26 protein-coding genes and 1 pseudogene are annotated in these 22,309 nt (G+C 36.6%); 3 read left to right on the top strand and 24 right to left on the bottom strand.

Annotated features, from left to right (window positions below; genetic code table 11):
* Positions 1-53 precede the first annotated feature (53 nt).
* From M3610_RS13400 to M3610_RS13425, 6 genes are all read right to left on the bottom strand, one after another.
* Positions 54-809 carry a maleate cis-trans isomerase family protein gene (locus M3610_RS13400; protein WP_098576958.1) on the bottom strand — a complete coding sequence of 252 codons (756 nt, stop codon included), beginning with the start codon at positions 807-809 and terminating at the stop codon, positions 54-56.
* 39 nt (positions 810-848) lie between these two features.
* On the bottom strand, positions 849-1,736 hold the full coding sequence (locus M3610_RS13405; RefSeq protein WP_251459686.1) for a hydroxymethylglutaryl-CoA lyase: 888 nt from the start codon (positions 1,734-1,736) through the stop codon (positions 849-851).
* Positions 1,737-1,763: 27 nt separating this feature from the next.
* Positions 1,764-2,261, bottom strand: a complete 498-nt coding sequence (locus M3610_RS13410; RefSeq protein WP_098576964.1) for a LeuD/DmdB family oxidoreductase small subunit — start codon at positions 2,259-2,261, stop codon at positions 1,764-1,766.
* Entirely contained in the window at positions 2,262-3,536 is a 1,275-nt protein-coding gene (locus tag M3610_RS13415; protein WP_098576967.1) for a 3-isopropylmalate dehydratase large subunit, read from the bottom strand. It abuts the gene before it with no gap.
* A gap of 18 nt (positions 3,537-3,554) precedes the next feature.
* Entirely contained in the window at positions 3,555-4,754 is a 1,200-nt protein-coding gene (locus tag M3610_RS13420; RefSeq protein WP_251459688.1) for a CaiB/BaiF CoA transferase family protein, read from the bottom strand.
* Positions 4,755-5,013: 259 nt separating this feature from the next.
* Positions 5,014-6,327 carry an MFS transporter gene (locus M3610_RS13425; RefSeq protein WP_098576972.1) on the bottom strand — a complete coding sequence of 438 codons (1,314 nt, stop codon included), beginning with the start codon at positions 6,325-6,327 and terminating at the stop codon, positions 5,014-5,016.
* A gap of 618 nt (positions 6,328-6,945) precedes the next feature.
* Between M3610_RS13425 and M3610_RS13430 the strand changes: the two genes are divergently transcribed.
* Complete coding sequence (locus M3610_RS13430; protein ID WP_098576975.1) at positions 6,946-7,158, top strand: hypothetical protein; 213 nt, start codon at positions 6,946-6,948, stop codon at positions 7,156-7,158.
* Between the two features lie 265 nt (positions 7,159-7,423).
* Complete coding sequence (locus M3610_RS13435; RefSeq protein ID WP_251459690.1) at positions 7,424-7,915, top strand: hypothetical protein; 492 nt, start codon at positions 7,424-7,426, stop codon at positions 7,913-7,915.
* Positions 7,916-7,958: 43 nt separating this feature from the next.
* Here the strand turns inward: M3610_RS13435 and M3610_RS13440 are convergent, their stop codons facing one another.
* From M3610_RS13440 to M3610_RS13495, 12 genes are all read right to left on the bottom strand, one after another.
* Complete coding sequence (locus M3610_RS13440) at positions 7,959-8,801, bottom strand: hypothetical protein (protein WP_251459692.1); 843 nt, start codon at positions 8,799-8,801, stop codon at positions 7,959-7,961.
* Between the two features lie 113 nt (positions 8,802-8,914).
* Entirely contained in the window at positions 8,915-9,808 is an 894-nt protein-coding gene (locus M3610_RS13445; protein WP_251459694.1) for a hypothetical protein, read from the bottom strand.
* 212 nt (positions 9,809-10,020) lie between these two features.
* The gene (locus M3610_RS13450; protein ID WP_251459696.1) at positions 10,021-10,986 is read right to left on the bottom strand and encodes a hypothetical protein; all 966 of its coding nucleotides are present in this window, start codon (positions 10,984-10,986) and stop codon (positions 10,021-10,023) included.
* Between the two features lie 164 nt (positions 10,987-11,150).
* The gene (locus tag M3610_RS13455; RefSeq protein WP_251459698.1) at positions 11,151-11,633 is read right to left on the bottom strand and encodes a hypothetical protein; all 483 of its coding nucleotides are present in this window, start codon (positions 11,631-11,633) and stop codon (positions 11,151-11,153) included.
* Positions 11,634-11,864: 231 nt separating this feature from the next.
* Positions 11,865-12,350 carry a hypothetical protein gene (locus tag M3610_RS13460; protein WP_251459700.1) on the bottom strand — a complete coding sequence of 162 codons (486 nt, stop codon included), beginning with the start codon at positions 12,348-12,350 and terminating at the stop codon, positions 11,865-11,867.
* Positions 12,351-12,453: 103 nt separating this feature from the next.
* Positions 12,454-14,112, bottom strand: coding sequence for a recombinase family protein (locus tag M3610_RS13465; protein WP_251459702.1), 1,659 nt, complete (start codon positions 14,110-14,112; stop codon positions 12,454-12,456).
* Position 14,113: 1 nt separating this feature from the next.
* Positions 14,114-14,287, bottom strand: a complete 174-nt coding sequence (locus M3610_RS13470) for a hypothetical protein (protein ID WP_251459704.1) — start codon at positions 14,285-14,287, stop codon at positions 14,114-14,116.
* A 1-nt stretch (position 14,288) separates the two neighbouring features.
* Entirely contained in the window at positions 14,289-14,447 is a 159-nt protein-coding gene (locus M3610_RS13475; RefSeq protein WP_251459705.1) for a hypothetical protein, read from the bottom strand.
* A 234-nt stretch (positions 14,448-14,681) separates the two neighbouring features.
* Positions 14,682-15,545: a tyrosine-type recombinase/integrase gene (locus M3610_RS13480; protein ID WP_251459707.1), complete on the bottom strand. Its 864-nt coding sequence runs from the start codon at positions 15,543-15,545 to the stop codon at positions 14,682-14,684.
* A 20-nt stretch (positions 15,546-15,565) separates the two neighbouring features.
* Positions 15,566-17,485 (bottom strand): DUF927 domain-containing protein, encoded by a 1,920-nt coding sequence (locus tag M3610_RS13485; RefSeq protein WP_251459709.1) that lies wholly within the window; start codon positions 17,483-17,485, stop codon positions 15,566-15,568.
* 95 nt (positions 17,486-17,580) lie between these two features.
* The gene (locus tag M3610_RS13490) at positions 17,581-18,003 is read right to left on the bottom strand and encodes a hypothetical protein (protein WP_251459711.1); all 423 of its coding nucleotides are present in this window, start codon (positions 18,001-18,003) and stop codon (positions 17,581-17,583) included.
* Between the two features lie 79 nt (positions 18,004-18,082).
* Positions 18,083-18,523 (bottom strand): hypothetical protein, encoded by a 441-nt coding sequence (locus M3610_RS13495; protein ID WP_251459713.1) that lies wholly within the window; start codon positions 18,521-18,523, stop codon positions 18,083-18,085.
* 307 nt (positions 18,524-18,830) lie between these two features.
* On the opposite strand from M3610_RS13495, the gene M3610_RS13500 reads away from it, so the two are divergent.
* Positions 18,831-19,307 (top strand): arginine repressor, encoded by a 477-nt coding sequence (locus tag M3610_RS13500; RefSeq protein ID WP_251459715.1) that lies wholly within the window; start codon positions 18,831-18,833, stop codon positions 19,305-19,307.
* 54 nt (positions 19,308-19,361) lie between these two features.
* Here the strand turns inward: M3610_RS13500 and M3610_RS13505 are convergent, their stop codons facing one another.
* The 6 genes and pseudogenes from M3610_RS13505 to M3610_RS13530 all read right to left on the bottom strand — a co-directional run.
* A complete protein-coding gene (locus tag M3610_RS13505; RefSeq protein ID WP_251459717.1) occupies positions 19,362-19,808 on the bottom strand; it encodes a hypothetical protein in 447 nt (148 codons plus the stop codon).
* A gap of 324 nt (positions 19,809-20,132) precedes the next feature.
* Positions 20,133-20,432: a DUF960 family protein gene (locus M3610_RS13510; protein WP_251459719.1), complete on the bottom strand. Its 300-nt coding sequence runs from the start codon at positions 20,430-20,432 to the stop codon at positions 20,133-20,135.
* 15 nt (positions 20,433-20,447) lie between these two features.
* Entirely contained in the window at positions 20,448-20,813 is a 366-nt protein-coding gene (locus M3610_RS13515; RefSeq protein WP_251459721.1) for a hypothetical protein, read from the bottom strand.
* Between the two features lie 315 nt (positions 20,814-21,128).
* The gene (locus M3610_RS13520; RefSeq protein WP_251459723.1) at positions 21,129-21,419 is read right to left on the bottom strand and encodes a hypothetical protein; all 291 of its coding nucleotides are present in this window, start codon (positions 21,417-21,419) and stop codon (positions 21,129-21,131) included.
* A 38-nt stretch (positions 21,420-21,457) separates the two neighbouring features.
* On the bottom strand, positions 21,458-21,964 hold the full coding sequence (locus M3610_RS13525; protein WP_251459725.1) for a DUF1643 domain-containing protein: 507 nt from the start codon (positions 21,962-21,964) through the stop codon (positions 21,458-21,460).
* A 14-nt stretch (positions 21,965-21,978) separates the two neighbouring features.
* Positions 21,979-22,182: pseudogene (locus tag M3610_RS13530) on the bottom strand (JAB domain-containing protein); the annotation flags it as partial.
* Positions 22,183-22,309 lie beyond the last annotated feature (127 nt).

The raw sequence follows: 22,309 nt of genomic DNA on the forward strand, positions 1-22,309 counted from the left end.
GATTAAAAAGGCGGCTTCGATTATGCCGCCTTTTTTCAGATCGATTCTTGGACTTAAAACTTACCGGACAGTAAGTGACCAGCATTAGGCACCTCTGTTTTTAAGTTTAATCCCTTCAAAATTTTATAAACAGTCGAAGTGGCAGCCGATAGAACTGGAAGCCCCAGGCGGTCCTGTACCTTTTGAATGGCAGGAAGTGAAGGCATTTGAACACATGCCGATAATACAACCGCATCTGCTCCTTCAATGTTGAGGCGGTCAGCATGCTCAATAAGGTTCATTGGATTCAATCTTCCTACCTCTAAGTTATCCGGAACTTCAAGACTGATAGAATCAATGACTTCAATGCCAGCTGTATTCAAATACTCAATCACCATATTGGTTAAAGGCTTCATGTATGGCGTAATAATGGAAACCTTCTTTGCGCCTATTGTTTGGATTCCTTCAATAAGAGCCCCTGCGCTGCTGACAATTGGAGTACGTGCTCCATTTTCGTCCGTTGCATTACCAAGCTTTTCTTCTGAAATTTGGTGGTAGCCCGGGCCCTGACACATGATCGCAATTAAACATGCGTAAGCAAGTACATCACAACGAGCATCGGATAGCTCTACGGCACAACGTACACTATCCACATCCATCTTTTTCAATTCTTCAGGGTTCACATGCATCATCCGCATTCTTGAAGAATGGAAAGTAAATGTTTCTTCAGGGTTTAGCTGCTGTCTTGCTTGAAGCATGGCTGGAATTTCAGTTTCCATTGTTGTATTTGAACTTGGTACGATTAAACCTACACGATAATTTGTTGACATTGTTGTTTCCCCCTAGTAGTTAAATTAAAGTTTGCATCCCTAAACCTTATGAAGATGACCTGTTAAATTCCGATTGGTTAACGGCTTGACCATTTCGACACAAGCCAGAAGCTGTTTTAGATCAATTCCGGTTTCAATTCCCATTTCATGAAGCATAAAAACAATATCCTCAGTCGACGAATTTCCAGCTGCACCAGGTGCAAATGGACAGCCCCCAAGACCGCCGATTGAAGCGTCAAAGCGGGTTACTCCCGTTTGCAATGCAGCAACTACATTGGATAAGGCCATGCCATATGTATCATGGAAATGAGCCGTAATCATTGCTGTTGTTTGTAAAGACATAACTTTTTCAAATAAATCAAAAACCTGCGCCGGATTTGCTCGACCAATCGTATCACAGAGAACAATTTCATCCACCCCGAGGTTCTCTGCCTTTTCCACAAGATCAAGGACCAAATCTGAATCTACTTTTCCTTCAAATGGACACCAAAAAGAGGTGGCGATATTATATCGAATAAAGATATCTTGTTCTTTTGCCTTTTTGATTACAGTTTCAAAACTTTGGATTGACTGTTCTCTCGTCATTTTTACATTTTTTAAATTAAAGCTGTCACTGGCGCCTACCACAAGCGAAAGTGCTTTGATTCCACTTTCCATAGCCCGGTCGCAACCTTTTTCATTCGGAATCAGGGCCATATATTGAATGGAAGGGTCCCGGTCGATCCCCTCAAGTACTTCCTTTGCATCCTTCATTTGCGGAACATATTTCGGATGAACAAAAGAAGTGGCTTCCATTCTTTTAATCCCTGTTTTATTCAAGGCATTGATCAGTTCAATCTTATTTTCAGTAGAGATAAAAGTGGATTCGTTTTGAATTCCATCCCTTGGCCCTACTTCGATTATTTCAACTTTGTTGGGAAGATTCACTTTTATAGCCCTCCTTTATTTAAAAAATTAAGAGATTCCCAGTTTCTTTGCTAAATAGGGTTCCAATCCACCAATCTTTACCATCTCAATTAAATGCTCAGGCAGCTTTGTTCCTTTATATTCAGCTTGCTGCGTATAATTAATAATTTTGCCAGCAAGCAAATCAATCTCAATTTCGTCACCCTCCTGAATGATGGAGGTATCGGACATCTCCACTACAGGCAGACCTACATTAATGGAGTTGCGGTAAAAAATCCGTGCAAAGGAGTTCGCGACAATGGCCCCGATCTGATGGTGCTTTAACACCATTTGCGCGGTTTCACGGCTTGATCCGGAACCAAAGTTATTTCCCGCTACTATAATATCACCTGGCTGAACCTTTTCATGGAAAGTCGGGTCGATCGCTTCCATGGCATGCTCAGCCTGCTTTTCGACCGACAGGCTCATATATTGTCCAGGAGAGATGATGTCTGTGTTAATATTGTCACCATACTTCCATACACGTCCTCTGATGATGAAAGACATTTACATGACTCCCTTCAATAAATATTTTTTTGGATCTGTTATTTTTCCCTCCAGCGCTGTTGCTGCAACGGATGCAGGAGAGCCCAGGTAAACCTCGCCTTTTGGACTGCCCATTCTTCCCCTGAAGTTTCGATTCGATGATGACATGACGACTTCACCATCTCCAATAACACCACTGGTAAATCCACCACATGCACCACATGAAGGCATATTAACCACACAACCCGCTTCGGAAAAAATATTCAACAGTCCCTCTTTGCTTGCCTGCGACCAAATATATTGGGATGCCGGCACAACCAAACAGCGGATCCCTTTAGCGATTTTTTTTCCTTTTAATATTTGAGCAGCAATTCTTAAATCACTTAATCTTCCATTTGTGCATGAACCAAGATAGACTTGGTCAACCTTAATTCCTTCAACCGCGCTAATAGGATGAACATTATCCACTTCATGAGGGCAAGCAACTTGCGGCTCCAACTCTGACGCATTGTAATGGATCGTACGAACATATTCCGCATCTTCGTCACTTGCAATCAGTTCAATATCATCCGTTACACCTTTTAATTTCAGGTATTCGATCACTTTTTCATCCGGTTCAATTAAACCTGCTTTTGCACCAGCTTCCACTGCCATATTGGATAATACAAGACGCTCATCAATGGAAAGATTTCGAATAGCGGTACCTGAAAACTCAATAGCCTGATAGGTAGCACCCGCATGGCCAAGGTCCTTTATTGTTTTTAAAACCATATCTTTGGCATAGACACCTTCAGGCAGCTCACCGTCCCATACAATCTTGATGGTTTCAGGAACTTTTAACCATGTTTCCCCGGTTAATAAAACTCCGATCATTTCGGTTGAACCAATCCCAGTTGCAAATGCTCCAAGACCTCCAGCCATGCAAGTATGGGAATCCGTACCTAAAATCACTCTGCCGGGACGGACATGTCCGTGTTCTGCAATAACCTGATGACATGGCCCTTCGAACTCATAATAATACGAAAGATCATGCTCCCGAGCCCAATCACGGGTGTATTTTAAAATATTTGCCTGCTGGACGGTTGCCGGCGGTGTGCAATGATCGGATACAACGACTACCTTTTCTTTATCATGCAATTTTCCACCCAAACGCTTAAATCCGCCGTCTACGAGCCATGGTCCCAATAAATCATGCATAAGGGCAATATCAACCTGTGCCCATACAATATCCCCCGCCTTAACACCAGACTGACCAGAAGCTTTGGCAAGTATTTTTTCAGCTATCGTCATCCCCATCCCAATTCAGCCCTTTCTTTAAATAATCCCGTTGTCTTTTAGACCTTGAATCTGCTCCTTTGTTAAGCCGAGTTTCCCTCTCAATACATCCTCCGTATGCTGCCCAAGCTTAGGACCCGCCCATTCGATTTCCCCAGGGGTAGCACTCATTTTTGGAACAATCCCTGGCATTTTTAATTTTCCCAGGCCCTCAACGGCTACTTCCTGAATCATTTGCCGAGCTTGGTAGTGTGGGTCATTCAAAATATCCTCAACAGAGTAAATTGATCCGGCCGGCACCTTCGCGTTATCCAGGAATTTGAAAACTTCCTCAAATGGCAAGGACTTTGTCCAATCTTCAATAATTCCATCAAGGTATTCCGCGTGCTCCGAACGCTTGGCATTATTTTCGTAGCGTGGATCTTCCGCAATATCTTCGCGTCCCAAAGCATTCATCAATCTTTTAAAAATTGCATCACCATTGGCGCCGATTACCACATACTTTCCATCTGCACACTTATAGGTGTTGGATGGAGTAATTCCAGGCAATGTACTTCCTGTTCTTTCTCTAATGACTCCTGCACGATCAAATTCTGGAATGGTACTTTCCATTAAACTGAAAACAGATTCATAAAGGGCAACATCAATCACCTGTCCTTCATTAGTTCTATTTACATCGCGGTGATAAACAGCCATTAATGCTCCGATTACAGCGTAAAGGGCAGATAATGAATCTCCAATACTTATTCCAACACGGGTTGGCGGGCGGTCAGGATAACCTGTTATGTAGCGGAGTCCACCCATCGCTTCCCCAATGGAACCAAATCCCGGATTATCACGATATGGTCCATCCTGGCCATATCCGGAAACCCGGATCATAATTAATCGTGGATTAATTTCCTTTAACTCCTCGTAGCTCAGGCCCCATTTTTCCATTGTTCCGGGACGGAAGTTTTCTATTAAAATATCAATCTCTTTTACTAAGCTACGAATAAGTGCTTGCCCTTCCTCTTGTCTAAGATCAATTGTAATGGATTTTTTATTTCTGGATTGGACATACCACCATAGGCTTGTGCCGTTTTCAACGACACGCCATGTACGGATTGGATCTCCTTTTGCCGGTGCCTCCACCTTGACTACATCTGCGCCGAACTCGGCTAATAAACGAGAAGCAAATGGCCCCGCAATCAACTGACCCATTTCCAACACTTTTAATCCTTCAAGTGCTCTTCTTCCCATCACAGTCATCTCCTAAACTCGTTGTATTTAAATTAGAGATGCAAAAGCATCTTTCATAACAAATTTCCGTTGTACATCGTTGACTGTCGACCGTCGACGATAATAAAATTTCGGATACATTCCCACAACAAATGTCAGTGCATCCGATTTTTTGACTGCCACAGGCAGATCTTTAAGCTCATTTAAGAGGTTAAATTTACAATACTTCTCCTCGTACATTTTCGCTCAGGAAGAGAAGTATTGTCAACTGCAAATTTTATTAATTTCCGCTTGTCAGCTGTACACCTTTTGTTTCCGGTATAGCCAAAACAAGGAAGGCAGCGGCAAAGTAAGAAAGTGCTGCGGTTGTAATAACAACAGGATAGGAGAGTCCCCCCGCAAGGAGCTTAGGAATAATCACAATTCCCGCAATAGCTCCCACTCGTCCAAAGTTAAAACAGAAGCCTGCTGCGGTTGAGCGAATACTTGTTGGGAATAACTCAGAATACCAAGCCCCAAAGCCGCTGAAGTAGCCTGTAAAGAAACCAAGCAATGCTGAGATAAATCCCAGAATCATAACGTTTGAACCAGTTAAAATCAACTTTCCATCAGTTAACGGCATGTGGCTTGATACATACGTGAAGACTGGCACGATTACTGTCATTCCCAGGAAAAAGAACATAAACGATTTCCTGCGGCCGATTTTATCAGCCATGTAACCGTATACAATATACCCAATCATTGCCCCGACACCAGTCCAAATCAGGAAAACAGGAGCCATATCGATACGAATACCCAGCACTTTTTGAAGATATGTAGGGACAAATGTGAAAATAATCCAATATCCCAACATTCCAAGAACAGAAACAGCAAGTGCAAGTAAAGTAATTTTTAAGAATTCAGGTTTAAAAATTGTTCCGAGACTGGCTTTATTTGCATTGTTCTTGATAAAGTCGCGGTTTGCAATCCAAACTGGAGATTCTTTTACAAAGAAAGCAATATACAATACCGTAGCAAAGGCCGGAAAACTGGCAATCATGAAAAGATTTCTCCATGATTCAGGATCTGTTGGATTTAAAATGGACCAAGCGAAAATGGCGGCTAAAAGGTTTCCACCTGCCCAGCCCGTTTGCATGAAGGAGATTGCCTTTGCACGTTTCTCAGGCGCCCAAACCTCCGAAATCAGCGCTGCAGCTGCGGACCAAAGTCCACCGACAGCAATACCAACGATAAAACGATAAATATTTAACTGTACAACGCTATCAGCTAAACCACAAAGGAATGTTCCAATTCCGTAAGCCAAAACCGAAATCAAAAGCGTTTTCTTTCTTCCAATATGGTCAGAGATATTACCTAGGAAGTATCCGCCAATCCCTGTCGCTAAAAGGAACCAGGCAACAGTACCAACGACAGCACTAATATCTACTTTAAATGATGCAGAAATTGCCAAAATAACAAATCCAAAAATACCTGCGTCAAGTGCATCAAAAAGCCATCCCAACCAGGATCCAAATAATGTTTTATATGCACCCTGCGGTTTTTGTGGCTGAATAGCCGGTTGTGAATTGGACTGTGCCAGTAAAGGTTTTGCCATAAAATGTTGCCCCCTGTGTTGAATAATGATTTGAGTGTTTGTAAATCATTTTCAATATGATTTTGCGTTTCTCTTTCTGCCTTTTCCCTGCTAAAGCATCAAAGATAGTTGAGGTTCTTTTATAAGAATTACTTTTCGAACATTCCCCTTAAATCCGCAATTCCTTAGGTAAGTAACTTTCCCGCTGCTAATTATGCCAGTTAAGGAGATTCGTTGACTATTGTTGGAAGCATCAAGTACTCTCTCATCGAAATCAATGTTCAATTAAACTCTTTGTTTCAAATCTCCTTTTACCTCCTAGCTTCGTTTGTTGCATCCAGGATTTTGTTCTATTATAACCACAAAACGACTCCTTTCTATAAAATCAATTTGAAACCGATTTCAATTAACTGAATTTAATATAATACATTTTTTGTCGACGGTCAACAGTCATCATAATAAAAATAGAGTATTTTCTAAATTTTTTAAGATATTAGATTTCCTCTTCGAAACTATTCATTCTTGTGCTTTATTTGAACTTTCCTCTTTTCTACCAACGTTTCATAAGTTACCCTCAAACTAATTTATATAATTTTCAAGGATAAAAGCTTTGATAAAATAATTTATTATGGTGTATTTATGTACTTTGATTCGGATGAATACGCCCAACAAGCAATCAGCGAATTAAAACGCGTAGCAAAAAAAGCTATCTTCATTGGTGATCTCCCTATGCGTTCACACAGGCCAGAAAATAACTTGTATAAAAAAGACGACTTTTCTGATTGGGTCCTAACAGATGGTTTTTATGACCCATACCGAAAAGATCGATTTAATGCAAACTTGTTTCTTTAGAAAAACCACAGTGACAGTTCTCGCACCAATTAAAAAAACAAGAAAAGGTCATCAAGGGCGATTGTCGATGACCCAACCCTGTTGGAAAAAGAAGAAATGGTATAGAATCCTTGGATTATTTTTTGCCAATTTACCAAAACCTCATTTACTTATGATACGGTTCACCGTTACGCATCTAAATGAGGTTTTCGGTTCTTTAGTTTAATTTTAAAGGTAGGACAATTTTATCATAATCCTGAATATATTGAATGCAGGGGGGATAAAATTGAATTTTGTAAATCTTTTTTTCTGGTATACTCTTAGTACAGTTTGTACATATATTGGCACAAAATTACTTTCACCATTTAAAATAAGACATTTTTCTGACATTGAGCCTACTTTAAAAAATGCCTATGATATCTTAACAACTGGTTCTAGTGAATCTTATTTTTTAATAATCACCATTGTAGTTACTCTTTTTGGGCTATTCTCCTCAATAATTATTTCCATTAAGATAATCAACATATTACCTGAACAAAATACAATTTTTGCACAGATTGTCCTGATGCTTTTTGTCACTTTATTATTTACAAATATCATCATATGTCTTTACGATATATTATTTATATTGTTACTTTTATTATTAATTGGTTGTATCTTTACAGGAATTTTTGCAGTTATCATAGGTCCAACAAATAGTGGTCCAGTTCATGTGAGAGGACATTTTCGTAATGGACGCCCTGTTAAAAGTCACTCAAGAAGGAGACCAAGGCGTTAATTCTGCTATGTAGCATATTTGAAATCATTTCGCCCATCTAATACTATTTATTTAAAAAGGAACCCAATCTCCATTGATTCCACATATTCTTTTTCTCAGCTCTACCAGGAGCAACACAAAAATCATTTATCACCGTTGCATCACCTATATAATCAAAAGGAAGTGCTTCTTTATTTTGATTTACATATTGAGCAATAAATTCCCTTGCAACAGTTATACCCGTTAAGCCATCTTTTAATAACTCAATTTCATCTCCATAGATTTTCTCAACTTTATAAGGTTTATTTGTTTTACTACCTGTTATAACAAAATGAAGTTCATCACTCTTATTTATATGACTAATTATTTCTTTAGGCATTCCTGATGAACGCCTCTTAGACTTAAATTTATCTTTTAATATTAAAAAGTTGTGTAATAAATAATTAAGAACGTCATCATCTGTTTCAATTTCCGCTAAACTAGCCATAACAATATCCCAAGTAAGGCGAATAACTTGAACATCTTCCTTATTTACCAATCTTTTATGTGCTGAAATCTGTCCTTCATCCAAAACTCCTCTTATTTTGAACTCAAAAAGCAAATTGAAATTTTTCCCACAAATCCATGCATCTGGTATTGAGCCGGAATTATCCTCTAATTCCGAATGGGTTAAACCACTTTTATACGGGGCAATGCCAATAACATATTCATATTTTTTAGGTGATTGAGGACAAAATTTCGCTCTTGTGTGTATTGACAATGAAGAGTATTGGAAATCATTTGATTCCTGCGGTATTAATCCCTCAATAAACTGAGGTAAAATTAATTGGCTTTTATAATCTAAGATGCACATTAAAATGTGTGTGTAATGGTCTTCCTCTTGGCCCTGATACTGAAAGATGTTCAATTCTTTCACTCCTAAGATAGTAGTTTTATTGTTACTTCAGTAATATAATGCTGATATAATTTACTGCCGCAACACTAATTTGATGAGAATTTATACACATCACATTTCAACAACTAAAATGAAGAAGAAGGAAATAGCTTTATTAAATCTTTCATAATTTCTTCACCCATATGGACTAATGATTGCCTTTTTGCATACTCCCCATGACCTTTTCCATTGGAATCAACCTTGTTTCCCCCTAGACCAATAAATTGCTCCGATGGTTTAAAGTGTAGACCAACAACAGGGACTCCTATTTTATGATAAAAACCAATTTGATATTGAGCATCTGGATAGTCTTTTATTGATTTTATCTTCTCAAAGCTATATTCCTTTTCTAATGAGAGCCTAGAACAGTGCTCTTTTCCTAACACAATAATCAATGAGGGACTTAGAAAATCTAATGTTTCTCGAATGAAATCATTTGCAAATTGCGATTCAAGAAGGTTATTTTTTGAGCTTAACCTACTCATTTGACTTCTAGTAGGAATAGGGAAAAAATCCGTATGTACAACTCTTTTCCTGGTATGAGTTAAATATAAAGAACCCCCCATTCCATTTAGAAAGCCTTCCAATTTAGCTCCATTTTTTTTACCAAACCAGCTACGATAAGCTGTATCTCTTTCAAAATAAGAATTATACATTTCTATTGTTGATTCTAATTGTTTATCGTCTTTTGCATAATCTTCTAACGATACTCCCTTTTCTCTCACATAAAAGCGTGATTTATTACCTAATAACAATGTTCCATCTGTATCAAGAAATTCCTTTGATGAGGGATTTGTTGCAATTGTAACCCAATTATTAGGTGTAATATTTCCAAACCACACAATAGGGGTAGCTCTATCTATTACTTCATGTGCAAGTGGTGTTTGAGATAACTCTGCTTGATAACGAATTGCTCTCTTTAAAAGAAACTTTGCCCGAGCCACCTTTAAAGGGGGTAGAGGCTCTATCAAATTAATCATGTATTTGCTCCTTTAAATTAATACATTCAAAAAGAGTGTAATAAAGAACCTTATGAAATATGTTAATTAATTATAGGGTTCTGCTTTGGTTAAGCTAAATGTAAGAGGGTGAGCCATCATTTCTAGGTCTGCTCAAACGTACCCATGTAAATGCGGTTTTTAGTTTCATTTATAAAGGGAGAGATAAGTCTCCCCCTTTATAAGGTATTAGTTTAGTCCATCAATCCAGCTAAAACTCTTTCTGCTTCGGAAAGACTCATTCTTTCAGCCCTCCAGCTGTATCCGTCCTCTTCACCAACCAATTGATTTTGGTCAGTTAGCTGGAGCATCATTATGCTGTCATTCTCCCCAGTTGTATAGGTGACTCTAACCTCAAATTTGTCACCTTGTTTCTCTACCCTGTACATTCCCTCAGAGACAAACGACGATCCCTTCTCAATGTAGGAGTAGGTGAGGTCATCCCTGATTATCATGTAGAAGTCGTCACCATCCTGCCAGTGCCAAGCTCCTCTTAGATCCTGCTCCACGAATACTGGCGGCTGAGAAGTGTTTGAATTACCTCCTGACTTTACTTGGTCAGATACTTTATCCATGCTAGCTTCATTCTGTCCAGATTCATCTGCTAACCCTGAAGCATCCTGCTGTCCTGTTTCTTCATTTTTTACAGCTCTTTTTTCTTCTCCAAAAGCAGGTAATAAATTATTAAAATCCTCATTACCTTCCTCAAGTTCATGTAAAATTTTATATTTATCATCTTCTTTAACAAAAACTATTATGACCTCTTTCGATTGTCCATTATCATATTTCAGATTAGCCATAACACCTTTTGCTTGTTTGAATTCGTCGTTATAATCATCTATTTGTGCACTCTTTATAATTTCAGAATCTTGCTTTTTAATCTCATTAGAATTAAGCTTTTGCTTCCATGCCTTAAAGGTAATAGGAGCGAAAGAACTAAATATATTTTCATTAAGGAAGTTTTCTACCTTTTTTTCATCCTTAGATGATGTAACTTCATAATATTGGACAACTAATTTTTCTTCATGATCTAACCCTAAACTTTTAGGAGCTTTAGATGCATCCTTTGCAGTTGATCCTTTTGCTGTTTCATCACTACCACACGCTGTTAAAATACCTATTAATAAAATCAAGATTAACGTTAAATACGATTTCTTCATTACTTTTTCTCCTCTTTACATCAATATAATATTAAAGGCCTTCCTTGGAATAATTATCATACCAGTATCAGAATTTGGGATTTGATATTTTACCAATTAGACAATACTAATATAAAAAACTCTTAAGCCAACAAACCTAAGAGTTTGAATTATTTAAGGGCTTTTTAAGCTGATTCATGTTGGTTCCTTTGAATTATACGTTTGCATACTTCATAACACTCATCTATGTGTGAATTTCCAAGATATTTCATAGCACCAAAACTAATACCTGCTGAAACCGCTTGTCCAACAAATGGTATAAATTTTGTTACTGATTTAACAGCTACACGAGTACCAACCTTTTTTAAAAGAAGTACAACCGTCTCTTTTGTAATAAATTTTCCTACTAACTTGCTACCTAGTGATGAAATAATCACTAGAATTTGCCCCTTAATTGCTGAATCTAATTGATCGATTTGTTCGGGAGACAATCCAAATTTTCTATTTATTGCAGGTAGTAGCTCCATCATTATTGCTACGTCTGCCCCTACATCAACCCCAGGAACAGGTACTACCGCTGCAGCTGCAGATGCCGATGCTCTTTTATTGACCATGGATTTACACTCTTCCCTAATACGGTCTAACTCACTAATTGTCTTCGGTATCATGTTATTTTCTCCTCTGTTGTAAATTCTTGTTAATTACAAAATTTCGACAAAAAACCAAATAGTTCCTTCTTTTTACCTACAACTTTTTACATAATTTTCACACCTTTTGATTAAATGAAAAAAGAATAAGAGAAATCACCTAATAGTAATGACTTCTCTTATTCTTAAAAATTTGAAAACCATGCTGCTTTTAATCAGTGTTTAAGGGGAGTAATTATAAACCTGCTCTCATTACCAAACTCTTCTTGAAGAGGTGAGGGTAGAAAAGTAAGTTTGCATTTCCATTTCTACCAATGTAAATCCTATGCATCCATTATCAAAATCTCCTGTAATACATCCAGCAGTAAACATATGGCAATTCTCTGTTAACAAATTGTACCTTCTATTTTTACTGGGATATAATAACTCTCTCCATGCCCTATCTGCAAATGTCTCATCAGCTAGAACATTACCCTTGCTGTCAGTAATTGCATATATTGCCGTACCTGATCTGAAATGCCCATACCTAGTAAAACCCTTAAAATCAACTGGTCTTATTAGACCTTTTTTGTATCCAGCAAACTCCATAATCAATCCATTTCCTAAATAAACTCCTGTATGTTCACAGACCCCAAACCCAAGGTCACACCAAACAACTGCACCCTTCTTTAAAATAGGATTAGTTTCAGTTATATTTTTATAGGTATAATAACTTCTTCTTAATCCCCCAAATAACATTATTTCTCCCCCAAAAATTGCTTATTTTAAGCCTTATTATACGGACTTTCTATTTTAATTGATTAATTAATTCTATGGACTTAAGGTGTTTTCCTTTGTCCTTTCAATTGACATTAATAAAAATACAAAAAGGAGAAGAGAAATCATCATCAGACAATTTCTCTTCTCCTTTGTTAGTGAACCGCTCTACAACTTGATTATTCAACTGAATTTCGATTGTATCAATTTTCCTCCTATCTGAAATGGTGATTTTGCTAATTAGCAATTGCAATAAATGCTTTCTTTGTTCCGTTGTTATTGTTGCTTTATAACTCATTTCAAAGTTGGTCATAACTTCTTTTACCATATTAAAAGAAATTTCTTTATGACCTCCTTGGTCTAGCTGCTTCTCTAATGGAGTTATCCGATCTTCTAAAACTTGCCTTTCTTCGTTCAATTTGGATAAGCGGTCAACCAATTCAGCCTTATTCAATACTCCTTCCTCAAACAAGCTCAAAACCCTATCCCTTTTATTTTCTACAGCAGCAATTGATTTCTTAAGAGCTTGGTATTCCTTTTGAATTGGCCCCAAATTGCTTTTATATCTATTATTAATTTTCTTTACGACATCCTTTATGAGAGTATCAGATGATGTAAATTTTGAGATTTGCCCCAATACATATGAATCAGCATATTCTGTTCTAATACCATTAGAATTACAGGCAGATGTTCCTTTGTTTTTCCAAGCACCACAAACATAGTATTCCAGAACTCTTTTACTGCCATCCTTGTTGCGGTTAGTAGTCCTTCCTAGAACCATACCCGCCCCACATGAAGGACATTTTAAAAGACCAGTTAATGGGTACTCGCCACTATGCACTCGATTTGGTTTTCCACTCCTTTTTTCTAAAATTGATTTTGCTTTGTTCCAAGTATCCTCTGTAATAATGGGCTTATGCAGCCCTTTTTGCATTACTGGATTAGGATTAATGTTATTTCTCCTTTTTTCTGTCCAATCCCGTCGAACATTGTATCGGATATACCCTGCATAAACAGGGTTGGTAAGGATTGTTTTTATAGCATTAATTGAAAATAAATTATTCTTTTTACTTCGATGGCCTTCTTTATTAAGTTTATTGGCAATAGATTTGTAACCATTTCCCTCTAAATAAAGGTGAAAGATTCGTCTAACCGTTTGAGCTTCTTTTTCATTAATTACAAGCTTAGTTGGTTTACGCTTTTTATTTTCGTTTGGCACTTCAACGACATCGTAACCTAATACTTGTCCGCCATTCCAGGAACCTTCCCTAGCTCTAGCCAACATTCCCATTTTTACATTTTCAGCAATATTTGCTCTTTCAAATTCAGCTATTGCCGCCATCATGTGAAATTGTAGCTTCCCTGATGGTGTCTCTGTTTCATACTGTTCAGAATACGAACGGAACGCAATATCCTTTTGCTCAAAGATCTTAACGACATTTAACAAATCAAGAATATCACGAGCTAGCCTATTCATCTTCCAAACTAGGACAATATCAAACTCTTTTTGTTTTGCATCATAAATTAGTTGCTTTAAAGCTGGACGACTTTCAATATTTTTACCACTAATACCTCGGTCGGCATACTCTTTGTGAACTACGTAACCCTGCCGTTCACACCATTCATACAATAATCTCAACTGTTCATCTATACTGTAACCTTCTTCGGCTTGTTCTGTTGTAGACACCCTAGCATATATACCAACTTTTTTAGTCATCAAAGGATGTATTGGTTCAGCTGACATTTTAATTAACCCCCTTCGAATTCGTCTTTTGAGAAGGGGTTGCTTTATACCACTCATTTAATAGCTTTAATTGTTCATCAATACTGTAACCGTCATTTGCTGCGTCAGCTGTAGATATCCTAATATATCTTTTGACTTTCAAAGCTCCTACTGGTTGTGGTTCTTCTTTTTTCATTTTACTTTTCCTCCTTTGAAGCTGATGGTTCTTTAACATTGTTGTTACTCTCACTTTCAACAACTTCATTAGAAGCTTTAGCAAAATATGAAACGACCATTTCTGCTAGGATACTGACTAACAGATCATAGTCCTTGTTGTATGTTGTACTTGCATTCACTTTAAAGTTCCCCTCTCTATGAAGTTCTTTATTTTCAAAATAATAATATATAAATCAAATTCTTATTAATCCCCCTGTTCCCCCAATATTTTTTTGAAGTAAGAAATATTTTGAGTTGGAAAACATCCTGACTTTCAACCAAAAATTTTCTTGTTCAGAATCAGTTTGTTTTTCATCCATTTATTTAAAAAGCTGTCCCTCACCGTCAGAATGGTGGGGGAGCTGGGGGACAAATTAGAGTGCCAATCTTTGAATGGCTTCTTCAACACTTTCCCTTTGAATGTGTGCGTAGCCGCTTGTAGTTTTTAAACTTGCATGACCAAGCAATTCCTTTACCGCTACTATGTGAACGCTTCTTTGAACCAATGCGGAGGCAAAGGAATGCCTTAGAACATGGCAGGTTATTTTTTTGTCCCACTTCAATTTCTTAACAGTTTCCTTTAGGACTCGATTGACGTAAACGTCAGAAAGCTTTCCCGATCTTTCTGTCAAAAACAACTTGTTTGTATTACAGTCCACTCTCCAGCGGTTAATGTAATCCTTTAAAGCAGACTCTAAATCAGGGTGCAAGGGGAGTGTCCTCGATTTGTTACCCTTACCCTTCCTAATCAAAAGGATTTTTTGCTCAAAATCTATGTCCCCCAATTCCAAATTGAGACATTCACTAATTCGTGACCCAGTAAAAAAGAGAGTAATAATGACCAATTTTATGAGGGGATGTTCAATGGCCTGTATCAAGGTTTTAACCTCCTCAGATGTTAGAAACACTCGGTCCACTTTTCCTTCCTCTAGTCTTTCAAGGTACTCAGCATAGTTGACATCTACAATTCCCGCCTTTTTGCAGAACTTGAAAAAGGAACGAAGAGTATTCATTTGCCTATTTCGGCTTGAAGGCTTATAGTTTCTTACCTTGATTAAGTTTTCAAGGTAGGAAGCCATGTGGCTTCCCTTAACCTCTTTTACTTGGTTTACACCTTCTTTTTGAAGATAGGACAAAAACATATTCAAATCCTTCTGGTACTCATTTACTGTACCCATGCTTTTATTTTTATTTCTAAGATCCTGAAGGAAATGCTGAACTGCAATTTCCAAGTTCATGGTATCATCCTCCATTTCTATCAATCTTCATCAAATAACATACTACTACCGCTATGGGTATTAGGCTTTACCTTACGATTCTTAGGAACATTGTTAGGATCAAATTCCTTTAGATTTCTATCTCTATCTTCCTCACTTGTGTAAAAACCCTCAAAAATGTCACCATCGTAAACAATACAATTAGTATAGTCGCCTCTTAATGGAGGCTTTTTATTTGGAAGTATCTTTTCACGAAGGTCCATTTCATTTTTACTAAAGACCTGCTTCTTAGTCTGATTTTTGTCTTTATCATGTTTTAAGAAGCCTTCTTTCTTCAATTCTTCTAACAATACTTCAAGATCTGGAAATCCAAGTTCCTTGGCAATTTCCTTAAGAGAATCCTTTAATATATAGCAAAGAGACTTCCCGTTTTTAACTTCAATTTTCCCATATATCTTTTGATTAGGATTAGCCTCTTCATTCTTATATTTAAAGTTTCTTTTATTCTGGATAATGTACTCTAATAGAGCCTGGTAGAATTTGATTCCAAGTCCTCGCTTACCCATCGAAGCCTCTTCTTGTGCAATTAAAAATTCAGTAATATTTTCAAGGGAGAGATTAATTCCAAATGCTTCATTAGCTAGATAGGCCCCCGTTAGAATAAGAGCAAATTTGCCTCCCACTCTACTTACAACATTTGAATCTGGTAATTGCCTTTCAAGGTCCTTTTTAAAGCCCTGCCAAATTCCTTTTATTTCTTCAGGTTCTTTTGTTAGTAAGTGTTGAACATACTTATTTCCAGCGTGTCCATAGTTGTTCAACATAATATCCTTTAATGAATCGGAATGTTCCGCACTTTTTGTCCATTGAACTTTCTTAAACTCAAAGAGACGAACATATAAACCTTCATTAGCATTGGCATTTTCGAGGAGGGATGCTTCACCTGTAAACATAATGACCGTTGCCCATCTTGCCGTACTCTTTAACTCAGCCTCCTGATTTAAGCGAGCTTTATCCTTATTCTGTGCTAACTTATAGATAAAAGATGTAGAAGATTTTTTATCTAATGGGTTCATTGAAGTTTCATCAAAGATAAGAACAACTCCCATATTTCCTGAAATAATATTTTGCAAAGCGTTTGGTGTAGCATTAAAGGATTGAATCAATCCGTTATTCGTAATACTTGGACTACCATAAAGAGATGCTGCAACTACGGCTGCAGTTGTTTTACCTGTTGTTGTGTTACCCACCATATTGATCATTAATGAATCAACTTCTGATATTTCGGTAACATTTAATAGTCCTACAATTGGAGCAGCAAAACTTGCAGCTAATATAAACTCCATTGGTGTATGACCAATAATATGATTTTTTACTGCGTCAAGCCATACAGTAATTGACCCCTTAGGTTCTATAAGAAGGGGACCTTTATATTTTGAAATGGGGATGATATCTTTCCGATATGCTTGATTTAGACGGAATATTAATTCCCCATCATGGATAAACCATCCCAATTTATTATGGCTGTAACTTACTGGTGCTACTTTTTCATGTTTATCAATGAAGGCAAAAACATCATCAGCCTTTTTCCCGATTATATCCATTCCTAATTTTAGGAATGACTTCAGCTCGGATTTTACGAACTTTTCTCTTTCAATCGTGGCGAATTCCCATCGGTCAAATGAGTAAAACTTAAGCACCAAGCTTACGAACCTATTTTCAAGGCCTCTCTCAACAGAATCTACTAATGTAGCATCCCCAACTTCAACTTCACTTACTTTTCCTTCCTTATTTTTTACTTCTCTAAAAATCTTTTTATCTCTAACAGTGTAAGGATACAACTTAATGTAATTTCCATTTTGGATGCCTTGGGGAGTAGCAGTTGATTTAAGTGTTAATTCAACAAATTCATCTTCATCAAAAAGTTCCTCAGATAACTGATCAATACCATATTGGTCCAATAGCTTTTCCCCTCCATTTTGTAATGAATAGTCGCTTTGATATAGGACTATTCATTACATATAATTTATTTTTCAACTCAACAATAAAATGATTACTACAAAACTACTACCTTCTTAATAGACTCTATATTGCTGTAGGTTAATCCCTGCTCATCCTCATTGTTTCTAATCACAGCAACAACTTTTTCCCCTACCATACCGGTAACATCAATTTTTCCATCTTCAAAGGAAACATCAAACTCCTTCAAGAGCTGAATAAATCTGCTATTTTCCGCTCTTGAAACAATAGTCTTATGGATGAGGTACGTTGATTTAGCTTTCCCGTCAGAGAACTTTACTTTGACATTAAAAATGTCAAGTTCTGCTCTCTTTCCTGTTTTCTTACTCTCCCTCATTTCTCTTGAAAAACCAGATTCTACAATTTCCCCAGGCTCTTCACCTTCCGCCATGTTCGCATAGACAAAGCCAAGATCAAATGTCGTTGAAAGAATTTCTTTACTTTTAGTTGGTTTAACCATTTCATTTCCCCCTAAGAATTTATTATTCTATCTTTTTACAATAGACCATAACTTTCAGGTCCTATTTGCTAACCAAGCTTTAAGGAACGGTAATAATTGCTACTTTACTCGTTCCTTGGGTAAAGTACCTTACCTGATAGAAAGTAACGGATACTTTATTGCTGAAATCTAAATTGAACAAACCTGTTATCTCTTGAATAAGACCAGCCGAATAGATAACACCTTTTGCACCATTTTTTCTCACATTAAAATGGTGATCATTGTTAGGTATTTCTTCTCCAATAGCAATCTCATTACTACTAAAAGCTATTTGCACGAGCTCTGGTTCAAGAAGTTCTTCCATCAATTCCTTGGAAAGGATAATTCTTTTTCCATTCCTTTCAGAATTGATAATTGTAATAACACCTGCCCCAACATATCTGGAATTAATTCCATTACTTTTTGAGGAGCTAAAGCTATTAAGATCAATTACGTTCTCTTCTAAAGTGATTGGTTCTTGTTCGGTAAGGTCATTTACCATTTTTATTTCCTCCTTAAGTTTGAATTATGGTTTAGCATTAATTCGTTGCTGTACATTCATAATAATCCATAACTATATTCCAAATAAATACGGTTTATATTCCTAATCAAAGTGATAAATTCCACAATAAATTCCAAATTTAATTCTTGTTAGATATAATAAATATCATTAAGGGTTTTAAAAGTGGAACTTCATTGGAATAACTTTATTCCACCGTTTAACCCATGGAAATCGGAGCTAAAACCGATTTGGAATATCATTTTCAATTAAAAACAATGGAATAAAAAAATCAAAGGTGGATAAGAAAATGGATACAAAAAAGAGTAAGAGGCAAGAAATTATTAGGGAAATTATTTCAGAGGACCCAAACGTGGACTCACAGGATTACCTGATTTACGTTCTTGAAAAAAAATATGGCATTAGTGTAAAGCAAAGCACAATCTCCAAAGATTTAAAGGAGATAGGGGCAAGGAGTGATAGACGTACTGGTAAAATAGTATTTGAAAGTGACATTATTATAAAAAACGCTAAAGAAAAAGTTATTTCCTTACTGGAAAGATCAGAATTGCAAGTTATAGGAAATGAATTTAGCCCTATATTAATTAAGGTTAATGAAAAGTACGTCCACTTGGTAGCAAATGAAATTGTAGAATATTTTAACCTAATTGAAATTCCTATTTATGCTTTCCCTGGCATAAATGGAGTGATACAAATCTTAACACCTATTAAATATCTGAAGAGGGTTGAGGAACATATCAAGAAAATTCCACTAACCAATAAATAAGAAAAAATCAAGTCAGTAGAATAGCCTATTCTCGAAATTGAGAATAGGCTAAAATTATTGTTTCTTATTCAGTTCATTTGAGAAATAATTTGCTAAATACTCAAAAATGGCATCATTGATTAGGGAAGTTAAGCTGTCAATTTCACCGCTTTTTCGTAAATTTTGTATAGCTGAATACAAATCTTTCTGTAAGTAATTTGTAAATCTTTTGTGGGTCTCATCAAATCGAAGAGACTTTTGTGGCGGCTTTCTAGCACTGCTCAAAAAATCCTCAGATAGTATTAACTGTTCATTAGATTCCTGTATGGGAAGAGGCTGCTTAATTATAGCTTTAGTAAGATTAGAATCCTCTTTTATTATAATTTTTCTCCTGGTACTTACCTTTTGGTCATTAGTTTGATTAACCATTCGGTCTGACTCTTTTTGATTTAATTCCATTTCTTTAAGCTTTAGTTCATTTCTTCTAATAGCTTCTTTAAGTTGCTCCCTAGGACTTTTCATAATTTCCACTCCATTCCTGTTTGCATTTACATATACGTAAACGTTTATTTATTTGTTTACGTATATGTAGTCAAAAAAGGGAATTTTCGTTTCCCCCTGTTCCCCCAGAAATTTATTAATAAGAGATCCTTTTTGGACATTGGAAAACAATTTAACTTTGAACAAAAAATTTTTTTGTTTTGAATTAGTCTATTTTCCTTCTTTCTGTGCTCATTCAAAAAAAATGTTGGGGGAGCTGGGGGACTTAGTCATGAAAAAAAGGCGATTTATTGTTACAGTTAAAGCTCATTTAGGAGTCGCTGCATCCCCCAAATGAGCTTAACTTTAGTAATCTTCCGGAAACAGCACCCTCATATGATCCACTTGATCTATTACCCATACTTTCCTAGTAATGGGCTTACTGTCATTCAAATTTACAAAAATTGTTGTCTCTCGATCTGGTTTCTCTTGACGTTGAATTAACCATTGTTGGTCATTCTCAGTGTAAAATTCAAAAATCTGAAAGTAGTCAGTCAGTTGCTCTTGGTGTTCATAAATAAAACCTATAATAAATTGCAGATGACCTTGACTCATTTCATTAGCAACTGCACGAGTCATAAAAATTCTTTTGTTTCTCCCAAACATAAAAGTATTGTCCTCCTAACGAAATTCCGCTTGTTCTTCCAACCAATTCTCATCTTCATCAGGAGCCATCCCTTTTAATGAATAGTAAATAGTCACCTCATCATTAGACCTGATTCCAATTCGATAAAATGTGACCTGTTCCACGTGAAACTTTTCTGCAAATTCTAAATCAAACTGGCGTATACATACGCTCTTTACTCCGTCACCTTCCTGGAACACACAAAATGCTAAATCTTCTGGTAAAGTAAAGTCAAAAAGATTTTCCTCATCACCAAGAGCTTCATACAATAGCATGAATTCTTCTTTCAAGTGCTCCATAAAATGAAAAGGATAATCTGAATTTATTTCAATAATGTCGTTTATTGTTTTGATTATTTTCACAATCCCATCTCCTAGTTAAAATCAGTAAGCTTCTTATTGCCTTTCCTTAACATGAAAAAAGCCATTGATGCATTAACCGCACCAATGGCTTAATTTTTGATTATTTCAATGACTTTTTTTATTGTGCAGCTTGGACATTGGCAATTACATGGGCATGGATAAATTTTCAGTAAAACTCACTCCTCTATTAATCTTTCTTTGTTACTTCCTTTACTATTTCAGTAGCAACCGTTACTATTACTGGTATTATTATTTTTTCCCACACAATACATCACCTCCTTTCATTATAGGGCGGTAGCATAGTGTAGTAGTTTACTAGAGTAATTGTTGATAGATTCTGCGGCCATCTTTCAAGCAAACTAAAAAGAGTGGATTATTGGTTTCTGCTTCTAAGACAATACCTATAATCCACTCTGAATCATCAAAATATGAATACGTCTGAAAAACAACTAGGTCGGGTAGGTAATCATGAACAGTAGGGGGAACGATTTCCTTATCCAGTTCTTCCAAATAAAGCTGGACCGATTCTTCTGCTAATCTCACTGTGTCAATTGCTACACCAAATTGCTCCTTCATAAAATCTTTCAATAGCTCGATACCGAACATGGCGTGACTCCTTTCAAGTATAAGATTATTGGTTCACATTACATGGCAGCGTCAAACGGTACTAATTTCCACTGATGTTTGAGAGCAGGATAAAGAGGATGGAAACCTTTCCGACCAAAATTCGCTTCTATTTGTAGAATGTTTGCTTTCTTATCTAGCAATATGGCTAAAATCATATTAAGCCTTTCAACTGCTTTCTTGTTTGTCTCTACTCCTTTTCCAACCGCAATAATGACATCATCTACTCTTGCGATAACTTCTTGAATACATTTCAAATTACCAATAACAGATCCTTTAGTTTCTTCTCCTTCTATAGATGGAAATAAATTTACAATATTTACAACACCGTATTCCAATTTAGAAAGGTTATTAATGACATACATCGTCGTTTGGTCTTGCACAATTTCATCTGCCTGACCTGCGTTTTTCATGATAACAAGTGCTTTTTTCTTGTTCTTGTCCCACTCTTTCCTTATAAGATACTTATTTTTCATTTCATCATCATAAGTGACTTCTGTTTTTATCAAGCTTTCAGTTGTTTTCACTATTTTTACTCCTTTCAGATATAGCCTTTTTCTTTCAATGACGTGAAAGTATCATCACCGACAATAATATGGTCTAATACGTCTATGCCAATGATTTTTCCCGCTTCTACTAATCTTTTAGTCACTTCAATGTCTTCTTTACTTGGCTCCACTTTCCCCGATGGATGATTATGGCCTACTATTATTGAAGCGGCATTTGATAGGATAGCAGATTTCATGTAGGGTAAGAACCCGGCGCCTTGCTTAGTTTCCTAAGTAGGTTTCCAAGAACTCCCCCCCAAACCGTACGTACTCCTCTCAGAGTATACGGCTTTCCATTTATCAATCTAACTTCCCATTATGCAA

The organism is Neobacillus sp. MER 74 (assembly GCF_023714155.1).

What these genes read in the sequence shown, in the direction of transcription:
- M3610_RS13400 (WP_098576958.1), bottom strand. Translation starts at nt 809, where the DNA reads ATGTCAACAAATTATCGTGTAGGTTTAATCGTACCAAGTTCAAATACA.
- M3610_RS13410 (WP_098576964.1), bottom strand. Translation starts at nt 2,261, where the DNA reads ATGTCTTTCATCATCAGAGGACGTGTATGGAAGTATGGTGACAATATT.
- M3610_RS13415 (WP_098576967.1), bottom strand. Translation starts at nt 3,536, where the DNA reads ATGGGGATGACGATAGCTGAAAAAATACTTGCCAAAGCTTCTGGTCAG.
- M3610_RS13420 (WP_251459688.1), bottom strand. Translation starts at nt 4,754, where the DNA reads ATGGGAAGAAGAGCACTTGAAGGATTAAAAGTGTTGGAAATGGGTCAG.
- M3610_RS13425 (WP_098576972.1), bottom strand. Translation starts at nt 6,327, where the DNA reads ATGGCAAAACCTTTACTGGCACAGTCCAATTCACAACCGGCTATTCAG.
- M3610_RS13430 (WP_098576975.1), top strand. Translation starts at nt 6,946, where the DNA reads ATGTACTTTGATTCGGATGAATACGCCCAACAAGCAATCAGCGAATTA.
- M3610_RS13445 (WP_251459694.1), bottom strand. Translation starts at nt 9,808, where the DNA reads ATGATTAATTTGATAGAGCCTCTACCCCCTTTAAAGGTGGCTCGGGCA.
- M3610_RS13450 (WP_251459696.1), bottom strand. Translation starts at nt 10,986, where the DNA reads ATGAAGAAATCGTATTTAACGTTAATCTTGATTTTATTAATAGGTATT.
- M3610_RS13455 (WP_251459698.1), bottom strand. Translation starts at nt 11,633, where the DNA reads ATGATACCGAAGACAATTAGTGAGTTAGACCGTATTAGGGAAGAGTGT.
- M3610_RS13460 (WP_251459700.1), bottom strand. Translation starts at nt 12,350, where the DNA reads ATGTTATTTGGGGGATTAAGAAGAAGTTATTATACCTATAAAAATATA.
- M3610_RS13465 (WP_251459702.1), bottom strand. Translation starts at nt 14,112, where the DNA reads ATGTCAGCTGAACCAATACATCCTTTGATGACTAAAAAAGTTGGTATA.
- M3610_RS13470 (WP_251459704.1), bottom strand. Translation starts at nt 14,287, where the DNA reads ATGAAAAAAGAAGAACCACAACCAGTAGGAGCTTTGAAAGTCAAAAGA.
- M3610_RS13480 (WP_251459707.1), bottom strand. Translation starts at nt 15,545, where the DNA reads ATGAACTTGGAAATTGCAGTTCAGCATTTCCTTCAGGATCTTAGAAAT.
- M3610_RS13490 (WP_251459711.1), bottom strand. Translation starts at nt 18,003, where the DNA reads ATGGTTAAACCAACTAAAAGTAAAGAAATTCTTTCAACGACATTTGAT.
- M3610_RS13495 (WP_251459713.1), bottom strand. Translation starts at nt 18,523, where the DNA reads ATGGTAAATGACCTTACCGAACAAGAACCAATCACTTTAGAAGAGAAC.
- M3610_RS13500 (WP_251459715.1), top strand. Translation starts at nt 18,831, where the DNA reads ATGGATACAAAAAAGAGTAAGAGGCAAGAAATTATTAGGGAAATTATT.
- M3610_RS13505 (WP_251459717.1), bottom strand. Translation starts at nt 19,808, where the DNA reads ATGAAAAGTCCTAGGGAGCAACTTAAAGAAGCTATTAGAAGAAATGAA.
- M3610_RS13510 (WP_251459719.1), bottom strand. Translation starts at nt 20,432, where the DNA reads ATGTTTGGGAGAAACAAAAGAATTTTTATGACTCGTGCAGTTGCTAAT.
- M3610_RS13520 (WP_251459723.1), bottom strand. Translation starts at nt 21,419, where the DNA reads ATGTTCGGTATCGAGCTATTGAAAGATTTTATGAAGGAGCAATTTGGT.